At 39.5% G+C, this 13,802-nt stretch carries 10 protein-coding genes; 7 read left to right on the top strand and 3 right to left on the bottom strand.

Annotation, left to right across the window (positions count from 1 at the left end):
• Positions 1 to 77: 77 nt before the first annotated feature.
• Positions 78 to 1,298, top strand: coding sequence for an MFS transporter (locus tag MMY79_RS14570; RefSeq protein WP_252609733.1), 1,221 nt, complete (start codon positions 78 to 80; stop codon positions 1,296 to 1,298).
• Positions 1,299 to 1,365: 67 nt separating this feature from the next.
• Here the strand turns inward: MMY79_RS14570 and MMY79_RS14565 are convergent, their stop codons facing one another.
• On the bottom strand, positions 1,366 to 2,511 hold the full coding sequence (locus MMY79_RS14565) for an aldose epimerase family protein (RefSeq protein ID WP_252609731.1): 1,146 nt from the start codon (positions 2,509 to 2,511) through the stop codon (positions 1,366 to 1,368).
• A gap of 172 nt (positions 2,512 to 2,683) precedes the next feature.
• On the opposite strand from MMY79_RS14565, the gene MMY79_RS14560 reads away from it, so the two are divergent.
• Entirely contained in the window at positions 2,684 to 3,130 is a 447-nt protein-coding gene (locus MMY79_RS14560) for a hypothetical protein (protein WP_252609729.1), read from the top strand.
• 11 nt (positions 3,131 to 3,141) lie between these two features.
• Here MMY79_RS14560 and MMY79_RS14555 read toward each other — a convergent pair whose 3' ends face one another.
• Positions 3,142 to 4,017: a LysR substrate-binding domain-containing protein gene (locus MMY79_RS14555; RefSeq protein WP_252613534.1), complete on the bottom strand. Its 876-nt coding sequence runs from the start codon at positions 4,015 to 4,017 to the stop codon at positions 3,142 to 3,144.
• A 184-nt stretch (positions 4,018 to 4,201) separates the two neighbouring features.
• Between MMY79_RS14555 and MMY79_RS14550 the strand changes: the two genes are divergently transcribed.
• From MMY79_RS14550 to MMY79_RS14530, 5 genes are all read left to right on the top strand, one after another.
• Entirely contained in the window at positions 4,202 to 4,951 is a 750-nt protein-coding gene (locus MMY79_RS14550; protein WP_252609727.1) for an SDR family NAD(P)-dependent oxidoreductase, read from the top strand.
• Between the two features lie 78 nt (positions 4,952 to 5,029).
• Positions 5,030 to 6,331, top strand: a complete 1,302-nt coding sequence (locus MMY79_RS14545; protein WP_252613533.1) for an MFS transporter — start codon at positions 5,030 to 5,032, stop codon at positions 6,329 to 6,331.
• 19 nt (positions 6,332 to 6,350) lie between these two features.
• A complete protein-coding gene (locus MMY79_RS14540) occupies positions 6,351 to 7,196 on the top strand; it encodes a transketolase (protein ID WP_252613531.1) in 846 nt (281 codons plus the stop codon).
• A 10-nt stretch (positions 7,197 to 7,206) separates the two neighbouring features.
• Positions 7,207 to 8,211 carry a transketolase C-terminal domain-containing protein gene (locus tag MMY79_RS14535; RefSeq protein ID WP_252609725.1) on the top strand — a complete coding sequence of 335 codons (1,005 nt, stop codon included), beginning with the start codon at positions 7,207 to 7,209 and terminating at the stop codon, positions 8,209 to 8,211.
• A gap of 198 nt (positions 8,212 to 8,409) precedes the next feature.
• Positions 8,410 to 9,639 carry a hypothetical protein gene (locus MMY79_RS14530; protein WP_252609723.1) on the top strand — a complete coding sequence of 410 codons (1,230 nt, stop codon included), beginning with the start codon at positions 8,410 to 8,412 and terminating at the stop codon, positions 9,637 to 9,639.
• Positions 9,640 to 9,678: 39 nt separating this feature from the next.
• On the opposite strand, the gene metH is transcribed toward MMY79_RS14530, so the two are convergent.
• Positions 9,679 to 13,365 carry a methionine synthase gene (metH, locus tag MMY79_RS14525; protein WP_252609721.1) on the bottom strand — a complete coding sequence of 1,229 codons (3,687 nt, stop codon included), beginning with the start codon at positions 13,363 to 13,365 and terminating at the stop codon, positions 9,679 to 9,681.
• Between the last annotated feature and the right edge of the window lie 437 nt (positions 13,366 to 13,802).

Raw genomic sequence — 13,802 nt, 5'->3', positions numbered from 1 at the left:
GATGATTATTGGAAGATAACTTTATAAGCGACAATTTACAATAAGCACCTTACTTAGAATATTGGAGTTTTTCAGGTATGACGTCTTCAATACAATTGAAAGATGGTATTGCCAATACCGTTGCAAATGATCAGCCTCAAGGAATGATTATTAAAATTGTAGGCGCCGTGGCGGTTGCACATTTATTGAATGATTTGATTCAAGCAGTGCTACCCGCTATTTATCCAATGCTAAAAGCAAACTTTTCGCTGAGTTTTGCTCAGGTCGGCCTGATCTCGTTTGTATATCAAATTACAGGTTCGCTGCTTCAGCCTTGGATTGGACTTTATACCGATAAACATCCAAAACCGTATCTTTTACCACTCGGAATGATGGTCACATTCTGCGGCATTATCTTGTTGGCATTTTCACCAAGCTTTACAGTATTGTTATGTGCATCTGCGCTTATTGGGGTAGGCTCTGCAACTTTTCACCCTGAAGCTTCGCGGGTGGCACGAATGGCATCGGGTGGGCGCTTCGGTACAGCACAGTCGACTTTTCAGGTGGGCGGAAATACGGGCACTGCGATTGGCCCATTGTTAGCAGCGTTATTGATTGTTCCATTTGGGCAGCATGCAGTTGCGGGCTTAGTGATATTTGCACTTTTAGCCATTTGGGTTTTATTTGGCGTAAGCCGTTGGACGGTGAGTCATGCTAAAAATCAGGTAGCTACACGTGCAAACCAAGCACAGAGTAAATTGCATGGCCGTAAGCTTATTATTGCTTTGAGCACGATTAGTGTGTTGATGTTTGCTAAATTTACCTACATTGCCAGCATTAGCAACTACTTTACTTTTTACTTAATTCAAAAGTTCCATATCAGCATCCAGACTGCTCAGTTGCATTTATTTGCTTTTTTAGCCGCTGTCGCTTTAGGTACATTTGCAGGTGGTCCAATTGGTGACAAAATTGGCCGTAAAGCTGTTATTTGGGTTTCATTTGTTGGTATGGCGCCATTTGCATTAATGATGCCGTATGCAAACTTATTTTGGACAACAGTGTTTTCAATTATTGCAGGTTTGGTGTTGTCATCTGCTTTTGCTGCAATGGTGGTTTACGCACAAGAAGCTGTTCCGGGCCGTGTCGGTATGATTGCAGGCTTAATGTTTGGTCTTATGTTTGGGGTAAGTGGTATTGCCGCAGCAGGGTTGGGACATTTAGCAGATGTTAACGGCATTGAATGGGTATTTGGTTTATGTTCATTCTTGCCATTACTTGGGTTTGCAACCGCATTTTTACCAAACACAAAAGTTAAATAAATAAAAAGACTCTCAGTCATATTCAGCTGAGAGTCTTTTTTAGCCAAATATATCTCTAATTAAAAGACTATTTTTGAACATCAAACTTAAATACGGTGACACTGTTATAAGTTTGATTTGGGTTCAAACGTGTAGACGGGAAAGATGGTTGATTCGGGCTATCTGGAAAATGCTGTGTTTCTAATGCTAGCGCATCTGCTTGTCGATAGAGTACGCCATTTGCACCCGCAATATTTCCTAATAAATGATTGGCTGTATACATTTGGACGCTTGGTTCAGTAGTTAAGACTTGCAATGTCCGTTTAGATTTTGGATCAACCACACTAGCTGCAAGATTGAGTTTCCCTTGAGACTTTTGATTAATTACCCAAGTTTGGTCATAGCCATATCCATAGGCCAATTGCTGATTATTCGCTCGAATATCTTTCACAATCGCCTTAGGCCTCCGAAAATCAAAAGATGTACCTGCAACTGAAGCAATTTCACCTGTGGGTAAGGAGTTTTGGTCGGTTACCAATATACGGTCTGCATTGAGTTGTACCACATGATCTAGTACGCCATAAGGATTATTCCCAGCGCCTGATAAGTTGAAATAACTGTGGTTGGTGAGATTGACGACTGTCGGTTGATCAGTTTTGGCTTTATATTCAATCTGGAATTCATTTTGATCTGAAAGACTGTAGATCACTTCTACATCTAATTTTCCGGGAAAACCTTGATCACCATTTGGACTGGTTAACTTAAGAGAAGCTTTAACGGTTTCACCTTTAGAAACCAATGGCTTAACTTGCCAAACACGTTTATCAAAACCCGGATTACCGCTATGTAATGAATTCGGTCCATTATTTTTTTCAAGGTTATACGTTTTTCCATCTAAGCTAAATTTAGCATTGCCAATACGGTTCGCATAACGACCAATTAATCCGCCAAAATGAATGCCTTCCTTGGTATCAGTGACTTCATAGCCTTTTAGGTCATCGAAGCCTAAAACGATATTATTTTGTTTACCTTGTGCATCAGGAGTCAAAATTTGTGTAATTACACCACCGAAGCTAATAAAAGAAACTGAGACTCCTTTGTTATTGCTCATGGTGTATAGATCAACTTTTTGGCCATCTTGAGTTGTGCCATATGGTTTTATATTTAGTGTTGCAGCATTTGTAATTTGTGCAAAGCTATAGATTGTGAAAGTTAAAATTACTAATTTTTTCATGCTTATACTCTATTTTTTAATCGTAAGATTAGATGAATATAAGATTCATTTTTCGTCTTTTTAAAGAGTTTTTTATTATATATAGTGTTAATGATGATTAGCGCTGTCAACTCTAAGTATTGAACAAACTCGCACTAACCCTATTAATAAAACTCAACGGTAAGCTTTTTTTATGAATCATCCCGACTCGGTTTTAAAGTTTTCACTTGGTCCTAATGGCTTGTCATTTGACTTAGACAACCAGCACATTCAACTTGAAAAGGGCTTGGGTTTTGTTGATTCAAAAAGTATCGGCCATGGTGTTATTGATGAACTTGCTATCGAAAAGATGATTTATTTCATTGAAGAAATCATAGAGTCACAGCCACTCAGAAATTTAAATATAAGTGGGGTAGCTGTTACGTCTGATACTGCCATGACACAACTCAGTGAGTTATTTTTTAGTGCTAAAAAGCAAATCAGCCGTATTGAGCTTGAGCATGGGTTTAATGATTTTATTGAGCGTTTGAGCTACTACACAAGCCAAGTGTCCCCAAATCAGCTTTATATTTTTACCTACTTTGTATTTGTTCGAGAGATGATGCATCACTTAAGAGTTGAGCAAATTCAAATCATTTAAAAATTACTTTCTCAATCCGCCAACTCATCATGAATCCAGTTTAAAAACAGCTCAATTTTAGGAATAAATTGATGCGTTCGCGGATACACCAAATGATGAGCAGAAATAGGAATCGATAGCTCATCTGCAAAAACTCTAACCAACTTTCCAGAGTCCAAATAATTTTGAGTAAGCAAATTACTTTCTAAAACAAAACCTAGCCCATGTGTGGCTGCTTCAAGTGACATATAAGAGCGGTCAAAACTCAAAGTATAGGGAAACTCAGGAATACTTAGACCCTGATGGGCAAACCATTGTGGCCAAGTAACTAAGGTTGAGCGCGATAAAATCAGTTCTTTTTTTAATAAATCCTGAGGCTTATATACAGGACTGCGTTCAAGTAGTTTGGGAGATGCAAGTACTTCTAACTTTTCATTACGAATGGTTCTGATTTCTACCCCTGTCCAGTTGGGTAAACCATGACGGATATCAATATCGATCTTGTCGCGGGTAAAGTGCAAATTTTCATAAGAACACGACAGATTGACCTGAATCATTGGAAATTTTTCTTTAAATGATTCAAGGCGAGGCAGTAACCAGAGCAAACCAAAACTTGGAGATGAGTGAATATATAGACTGTCTTTAGGACTTTTATCGGCAGCTTTTTCAGTCGCTAACATTAGGTTATGCAAAATGGTGGTGACGTCTTGAAAATAGCGTTCGCCAGAAGGGGTAAGCGTCACACCACGAGCACCACGAATAAATAAACTCTGCCCAATCATTTCTTCAAGCTTAGCAATTTGATGACTTACTGCTGAAGGGGTGAGATTCAAATGCTCGGCTGCTTTGGCAACATTGCCGAAACGGGCGGTTTGTTCAAAAGCCTGTAATGTTTTAATTGAGGGCATCTGGTTGAAATTGTTTTCACTACTATCCATGAAATGATCCATTTTTATCCCTAAAACTTATTTAAAAATAGCATAGGCATGAATTTTTTTCATGCCTTGTTGAATTCGAGCTGATTGCTGGGCTTTGTGAAAAAAGAGATTCTAAGTCAGAACTCAGGAAATAAAGCGTAAAAGAGGATTGAACATGTTATTACAAGGAAAAGTGGCATTAATTACCGGTGCAGCATCAGAACGTGGAATTGGGCGAGCAACCGCAGAAATCTTTGCACAACAAGGTGCTAAGGTCATTATTGTTGATTTAGATCTTGCTCAAAGCCAAAACGCTGCAAAGGCCCTTGGTGAAGGACATTTAGGTCTTGCTGCAAATGTTGCAAATGAAGAGCAGGTCAAAGCAGCTGTTGAACAAGCACTACAGCACTACGGCAAGATTGATATTTTAATTAACAATGCAGGGATTACTCAGCCAGTTAAAACACTCGATATTCAGCGCAATGACTATGACCGTATTTTAGATGTCAGCCTGCGTGGAACACTGATTATGTCGCAAGCTGTTATTCCCTCGATGAAAGCAAATGGTGGTGGAAGCATTGTGTGCTTATCTTCAGTTTCAGCTCAACGCGGTGGTGGTATTTTTGGCGGGCCACATTATAGCGCTGCAAAAGCTGGTGTTTTAGGTTTGGCAAAAGCGATGGCTCGTGAGTTTGGTCCTGACCAAATTCGTGTAAATTCTCTTACTCCGGGTCTAATCCATACTGATATTACTGGCGGTTTAATGAATGATGACCGTCGCCATGACATTCTTGCTGGTATTCCACTCGGACGTTTAGGCAAAGCACAAGACGTTGCAAATGCAGCATTATTTTTGGCAAGTGATCTATCAACTTATTTAACTGGCGTAACACTTGATGTAAATGGTGGCATGCTGATTCATTAATCACTTGTCATTTAAAAACTAAAAATAGAATGATGGTCACAAGAGGATACTGTGGCCAAATGTAAAGGGATTCGCATGATGGATACAGTATTTTCATCTGAAGTAGATACAACGGTTCGTAAATCGGCGTATCGAAAAATTGCATTTCGGCTCATGCCATTTTTAATGCTTTGTTATTTTTGTGCCTATTTAGATCGAGTAAATGTGGGTTTTGCCAAGCTCCAGATGATGAGTGATTTACAGTTTAGTGAAGCTGTATATGGGCTAGGCGCAGGGATTTTCTTTATTGGTTATTTTCTTTGTGAAGTGCCAAGCAACATCGTACTCCATAAGGTAGGGGCAAGACGTTGGATTGCCCGTATCATGATTACATGGGGCATTTTATCTGGCTGTTTTGCCTTTGTTGAAACTGAATGGCAATTTTACACCTTGCGTTTTTTACTTGGTGTTGCTGAAGCTGGTTTGGCTCCGGGATTGTTGCTCTACCTCACTTATTGGTTCCCATCTTACCGCCGTGCACGCATGACTGTACTTTGGTTTATCGCTATTCCAATTTCAGGAATGATTGGAGGGCCACTTTCAGGCTTAATCATGGACCGAATGAGCGGTGTACATGGCTGGTTCGGCTGGCAGTGGATGTTCCTCATTGAAGCCATTCCTACTGTGTTTGTTGGCTTATTGGTACTCGCTGTTTTAAAAGATTCAGTTCAAGACGCCAATTGGTTAACTCAAGACGAAAAAAACTTGGTGAAGCAAGAGCTTGCTCAAGATAACCAGCACAAAGAAGGTCATGCTAGCGTTAAAGAGTTCATCGCAGATAAACGCTTATGGTTGCTCGCAGGCATCTATTTTTGTGTGGTAATGGGCCAATACGCCATTACCTTTTGGTTGCCAACTCTCATTCGTAACTCAGGCATTAGTGATAACTGGCATATCGGTTTGCTCACAAGCCTGCCTTATATGTGTGCGATTGTGGTCATGATTTTGGCAGGGCGTAGTGGTGACCATTTCCAAGAACGCCGTTGGCACTTAATTATTCCAATGTGTGCAGGCGCTATAGCACTCACATTTGCGACTTTATTCGCTTCAAATCTAACCCTCTCTTTAATTTGCCTTTGCATCGCAGCCTCAGGTGTGCTGACAGCATCCTCTTTATTTTGGATGTTACCGACCAACTTTTTGGGTGGTGTTTCCGCAGCGGCAGGTATTGCAGCCGTCAATAGCTTCGCCAACCTCGCAGGCTTCTGCTCACCTTATTTAATCGGTTGGGTCACCACCAACACAGGTTCAAATGCAATCGGCATGTTCTTAATCACAGCAGTATTAATTTTCGGTGCCAGCTTGGTTCTGCGTGTTCCAGCAAAACTGGTTAATCGTTAATAAGGAATAGTAAATGACAATGTTAAATGTTGATAAAGCAGGCCAAATTGCCGAATTGCAACAACGTGCCTACCACATTCGCCAACATGCTTTACGCATGGGGCAAGTACAAGGTCAAGGCTATGTTGGTCAAGCTTTGGGTGCGGCAGATCTACTGGCAGTATCTTATTTTCATGCTATGAAATATCAGCCAGAAAACCCAGAATGGGAAGGCCGTGACCGTTTTTATCTCTCTATTGGGCACTATGCAATTGCACTCTATGCAGCCTTGATTGAAGCAAAAATTATTCCGCTTGAAGAACTTGAAACTTATGGAGCAGATGACAGTCGTCTACCGATGTCGGGCATGGCTTCATATACACCAGGCATGGAAATTACAGGTGGCTCATTGGGTCATGGTCTTGGAATAGCAGTCGGCGCATGTTTAGGACTGAAACAGAAAGAGTCGAATGCTTTTATCTATAACTTACTGTCCGATGGTGAGTTAAATGAAGGCTCAACATGGGAGGCGGTGATGTCTGCTTCTCATTGGAAACTAGATAACTTGATTGCCATTATTGATGTGAATAATCAGCAGGCAGATGGGCACTCAAGCGAAATTTTAGCGTTTGAACCCATTGTAGACCGTTGGCAATCATTTGGTTGGTACACCCAACGCGTAGATGGCAACGATATGGAAGCTTTGCTTGAGGCATTCGATCAAGCACGAAACCATAAGGGAACATGCCCACGCGTCATTATTTGTGAAACCAAGATGGGTAAGGGCGTGTCGTTCTTGGAAAGCCGCGAAAAAACACATTTCATTCGTGTTGATGAACATGAGTGGGATGATGCTTTAAATATTTTGACCCACTACGGACAGTAAGGAATACACCATGAGCCAGTTAGCCAATCCTCCTAAGAAAAAACTAACCACTTCGGCAATGATTGCTTCTATTGCTGCCGATGGCCAACCGACCAAACCCGCACCATTTGGACATGCACTGAATGCCTTGGCAAAAGAGCGTGACGATATCGTAGGTTTGTCAGCAGATTTATCTAAATACACTGACCTACATATCTTTGCTAAAGAAAACCCAGACAAGTTTTTCCAAATGGGCATGGCAGAACAACTTTTGATGAGTGCAGCAGCAGGACTTGCTCGTGAAGGATTTGTTCCCTTTGCGACCACCTATGCTGTTTTTGCATCACGCCGTGCCTATGACTTTATTTGTATGGCGATTGCGGAAGATAATCTGAATGTCAAAATTGTGGCTGCACTTCCGGGATTAACTACGGGCTATGGCCCAAGTCATCAGGCAACTGATGACATTGCGATTTTCCGTGCAATGCCGAACTTGATGGTCATTGACCCATGTGATGCCTTGGAAATCGAACAAGTAATTCCTCAAATTGCCGCTCATAATGGCCCTGTATATATGCGTCTATTGCGTGGGCAGGTTCCATTAGTACTCGATAAATACAATTACCAGTTTAAATTGGGTAAGGCACAGGTGATTAAGCCGGGTAAAGATTTACTTATCATTTCGACTGGCTTATTGACCATGCGTGCACTTGAGGCAGCCGAAGAGCTTGAAAAAGAGGGCATTGAGGTTTCAGTGTTACATGTGCCTATAATTAAACCTTTAGATGAACAAACTATTTTGGATGAAGTCGCAAAAGGTGGTCGACCTGTTTTAACAGCCGAAAATCATTCAGTCATTGGTGGGTTAGGGGAAGCTGTCGGGTCCTTACTTTTAAGAAATGGTCAACACCCTCGTTTTGACATGATTGGTTTGCCAGATGCATTTTTAGATGCAGGGGCGTTACCAACTTTGCATGATCGATATGGTATTTCAACTGAGGCGGTTAAAGAAAAGATTAAGGCACATTTGAAGTAAAAGTAATGTCTGCTTGATATAAGTAATATTGAAATAGATTCTTTGAAATCTCTCAATTTTAAAAGTTGGGAGATTTTTTATCTCAATATGCTAATGAAATGTAGACATCAATTAACAGGAAGTTGGCTATTTTGAAGGTTTGGTTTAAATAATTATCTGTTATAAGATGAATAAAAATTATAAATAGGATTTGAAAAAATGAAAAAAATACACTTTAGTCTATTAAGTTTTTTAATGTTGACTGGATGTGGTGAAAATAACCAAAGTATAGTACCAAATAAAGATAATACATTGTTTATACAAGGCATTAGTGTTAATGAAAAGGTTGAATTAAACCCAGCAATAACCAACTATGACCTAATTGCTTATGGTAATGAACCTACTGAGGCTGTCTTGATTAATTTAACGGGACAGGAAAAAAAGCTCTTGGGCTCAATTTCATTAAAACCTTATTCAAATATAGCGAGTTTAGATTATTTAGTATGGAAGGATACTTTAAATAAGGCACTTATATGTTTACCACTCTTAACTTGTTCAGATGGTACGACATATAAGATAGAAAATTTCGGGGATAAATTTAAATTGAGTTTTGATTTGAATCAGTCCAAAAATGAGTTCTCAGTAACTTCTATAAATGGAGAGGAGATAGGAAATGGAGTTCCCGTAGTTGTGTCTGGAAATATAAATTTTACGGTTCCTTCAAATTGGCCATTGTTTCAAAAAGATAGGTTTTCAGCTATCAAAGTTAATGATATTGCTATTGATGGAAGTATTTTTAAAATTATAGATTTTGAAGAGTCAAAGCAATATTATAATAATGAATTAATATACACTACAAAAAAATTTACTTTGAAGAAAAATGAAGATATTTCATATTTAAGTATAATATTTTATGAAAATAAGGTGGAAAGTAATGCATTAATTAATTTGGTATATAAAGGTGGGGATTTTGAAAATATAGAGAAATTGAGCGATCAGTTTTGGAAGGAAGATCAAAAAAATATAGAGTTTAATCTCGAAAATATAGAGTTGATTGATCGCATTAATAGTAAAAAAATAAAGATTAGTGTAAATATGAATATGCCAAAAACTTATAGTGATTTACAATTGGGTGGGCAAAAAATAGTAATGTTGCCTATTGATAGTCGTTATATAGCTACAGTTAAAAATGATCAAAAAATTTATAATCTAGGTTTTGAAAATAATAATGAATTGATTGATATATCTATCATTCAAGAGCTTGCAGGACATTTAAGCGTTAAGACAATAATTGGTGAACAAGAATTCATGTGCGGAAATCGAGAAATTCTTTGTTCTGGCATAACTTCAGATAGTAATAGACAAACCTTTTATTTTCATAATGTAAAAGCAGGAGCGAATACACTAAATGGTATGACTCATATTACAGGTGTTTTTGAACAATATTAAATCCCCTCAATTGAGGGGATTTAATATTGTTACTTAAGCTTAAACAATCGAATCATCTAAATTCGGTCCTAACCAGCGTTTTGCTTCATCAAGTGTCCAACCTTTACGTTTTGCATAATCTTCAAGTTGATCCTGAGAGATTTTGCCCACGTTAAAGTATTCACTTTGTGGATGAGAATAATAGAAACCACTTACTGAAGATGGTGGCATCATTGCAAAGTGTTCAGTTAGTTTGGTGCCGATTTTGTCTGTAGAACCTAACCAGTCGAATAACACTGCTTTTTCAGAGTGCTCTGGGCAAGCTGGGTAACCCGGCGCAGGGCGAATACCGACATATTTCTCTTTAATCAGTTCTTCATTGCCTAGCTGTTCGTCAGCTTTATAACCCCAGAACTCTTTACGAATGCGTTCATGTAAGTGTTCTGCAAAGGCTTCAGCAAAACGGTCGGCTAGTGACTGAACTAAAATTGCAGAGTAGTCATCACCTTTAGCTTTGTATTCATTTGCCAGTTCTTCTGCACCAAAAATTGATACAGTGAATCCGCCCAAGTAGTCCTGTTGCTCACGGTCAGTGCGAATGTAATCTGCTAAAGACAAGTTTGGTTTACCTGTCACTTTGTCAGATTGTTGACGCAAATGTTCAAAAGTATGCGTAACCTTTTGACCCGCTTCATCAAATACGCTGACGGTGTCAGCATCAGTGCGCTGAGCAGGGAACATACCAAATACAGCACGTGCATCAAAAAGGTTGTTGTCGATAATATCTTTCAACATTGCTTGAGCTTGGTTGTACAAATCTGTTGCAGCTTCACCGACCACTTCATCTTCTAAAATTTTCGGGAACTTACCTGCCAAGCTCCAAGAAATGAAGAATGGTGTCCAGTCAAAATATTCTACAAGTGTTGCAAGTGGGTAATTGGTTAAGACCTGTGTTCCTAAAAGATTTGGTTTTGCGGGAACATAACTCTCATCAATTTTAAAGCCGTTTTTAACAGACTCTGCATAAGTTAGCTTGGCAGCTTTAGGCTGTTTGTTGGCTAAGCGCTCACGAATTTTGACATATTCAGCACGGTGCTCTTCAATGAATTTTCCACGCATTTCTTTTGAAAGCAGGGTAGTTGCAACGCCCACAGCACGTGAAGCATCTGCAACATAAATCACCGCATCGTTTTGGTACTGAGGGTCAATTTTTACTGCTGTGTGTGCTTTTGACGTTGTTGCACCACCAATTAATAAAGGAATGTTAAAACCTTTACGTTGCATTTCTTTCGCAACAAACACCATTTCATCTAAAGATGGGGTAATCAGACCTGACAACCCAATGATGTCACATTTTTCATCAATTGCAGTTTGCAAGATCTTCTCGCAAGGCACCATCACGCCAAGGTCAACAATGTCGTAACCATTACAGCCTAGTACCACGCCTACAATATTTTTACCAATATCGTGTACGTCGCCCTTAACAGTTGCCATCAAGACTTTACCTTTAGATTGGCTACCGGTTTTTTCAGCTTCAATGTACGGGTTGAGCCAAGCCACAGCTTGCTTCATGACACGTGCAGATTTCACAACCTGAGGTAAGAACATTTTGCCTGAACCGAACAAGTCACCAACAACGTTCATGCCATCCATCAAAGCGCCTTCGATTACATCTAAAGGACGTTTGGCTTTTAGGCGGGCTTCTTCGGTATCTTCGTCAATGTAAGTGGTAATACCTTTAACCAAAGCATATTCAAGACGTTTTTCTACAGCTTCATTACGCCATTCAAGGTTTTCAGCTTCGCGTTGAGCACCACTATGACCACGGAACTTTTCAGCGACTTCAAGCAATTTTTCAGTAGCAAGTTGACCAGATTCACCTTGGTTCTGGTTTAAAACAACATCTTCAACGGCATCTTTGAGTTCTTTAGGAATATCGTCATAAATCGCCATTTGACCAGCATTTACAATCCCCATGGTCATGCCTTGTTTAATGGCATGGTACAAGAACACAGAGTGAATTGCTTCACGAACAGGCTCATTACCACGGAACGAGAATGAAACGTTCGATACACCACCAGAAATCATGGCGTGAGGTAAATTCTGTTTAATCCAACCTGTGGCTTCAATAAAATCGACGCCATAGTTATTGTGTTCTTCAATACCTGTTGCCACTGCAAACACGTTCGGGTCAAAAATAATATCTTCAGCAGGGAAGCCTACATCATTAACCAAAACATCATAAGAACGTTTACAGATTTCGCGTTTACGCTCAGCAGTATCGGCCTGACCAGTTTCATCAAAAGCCATCACAATAATTGCAGCACCATATTGGCGACACAGGCGAGCTTTTTCGACAAACTCGTCATAACCTTCTTTTAAGGAAATCGAGTTAACAACGGGCTTACCTTGTACGCATTTTAAGCCTGCTTCAATGATTTCCCATTTTGATGAGTCAATCATGATTGGCACACGTGAAATATCTGGCTCAGATGCCACAAGGTTTAAGAAATGTACCATCGCATTTTGCGAATCGAGCATCCCTTCATCCATGTTAATGTCGATAATCTGTGCGCCAGCTTCGACTTGCTGCTGGGCAACTTCTAAAGCTTCGGTAAAGTTTTCTTCACGAATAAGACGTAAGAATTTTTTTGAACCAGTAACGTTGGTACGTTCACCGACGTTAACGAACAATGAGTCATCATAAATGTTAAATGGTTCTAAACCACTTAAGCGACAAGCTGGTTTAGTTTCAGGAATTTGACGTGGTGCAATTTCTTTTACAGCATTGGCAATCGCACGAATATGATCTGGTGTCGTACCACAGCAACCGCCGGTAATATTGATCAAACCACTTTCTGCAAATTCTTTTAAGAAAGCAGCAGTTTGCTCTGGTGTTTCATCATATTCACCAAAAGCGTTTGGTAAGCCTGCATTTGGATGGGCAGAAATGAATGTATCAGCCACATCAGACACGGTTTTAACGTGAGGACGCATGGCATCTGCACCAAGGGCACAGTTAAAACCAATTGAAAGTAAGTCACCATGGCGTACAGAGTTCCAGAACGCTTCAGCAGTTTGACCTGTTAAGGTACGACCTGAGGCATCGGTAATGGTCCCCGAAATCATGAGTGGTAATTCATAGCCAAGTTGCTTAAAGACTTCTTTCACCGCAAAAATTGCAGCTTTACAGTTTAATGTATCAAAAACGGTTTCAATCAGAAGGATATCTGCACCGCCTTCAATCAGCGCATGAGTTGCCTCAATATAGTTTTCTTTTAGCTCATCAAAGGTAATGTTACGAAAGGCAGGGTCATTTACATTGGGTGAAATTGAACAGGTACGCGATGTTGGGCCGAGTACACCTGCTACAAAACGAGGTTTATCTGGAGTCGAATACTTTTCACAAGCTGCTTTAGCTAAACGTGCTGCTTCACGGTTAATCTCTGGAACAAGATCTTCCATGTGGTAGTCAGACATTGAAACACGCGTGCCGTTAAAGCTGTTGGTTTCAATAATGTCTGCACCTGCATCAAGATAAGCTTCATGAATACCTTGAATGATTTCGGGTTGAGTCAGTACAAGAAGGTCATTGTTACCTTTTAAGTCATGTGCCCAATCGGCAAAACGCTCACCACGGTAGTCGGCTTCTTCTAGTTTATGGCGTTGAATCATGGTACCCATCGCACCATCAATAATCAGAATGCGTTTGGCAAGAAGCGCTTTTAGGGTGGCAAGCGTGGACATATAAAACCCCGATATTGTACAAATTTAAAAATGCGGCGCTATTGTAACAGAATAGTTGCGCAATTGATGAGCTATAACGACCCATCATTCACTTGTAATAGATTCATTAGAAAAATGGCTTTTATGACAAATGAGACTGTTTTTTCATCAAATATTCATGAAATGATCATTATATTGAAATATTTCATCTCCAATATTCCGTTTTATGACATTTAATCTGTTTAAAAAATAATCATACAGCTAATTTTGTAGATATTTTTGCTTTAAAAATAGTCATAAATAAGGAAGATATAAATTGAATTAAATTATTGTATTTTAATAAAAAAATAAATTGGATAGAGGAAAGGTGCATCAAATGAGGTCAAAATATGAAAAATTGACTTCATCAGGCGCTGCTTTGTCATATAATTGTCATAATTTAATTTAAGAATACAGAG

Origin of the sequence: Acinetobacter sp. XS-4, from assembly GCF_023920705.1 — a bacterium.
Lineage (GTDB): Bacteria > Pseudomonadota > Gammaproteobacteria > Pseudomonadales > Moraxellaceae > Acinetobacter.
This window is presented reverse-complemented; position numbering and strand designations above follow the sequence as displayed.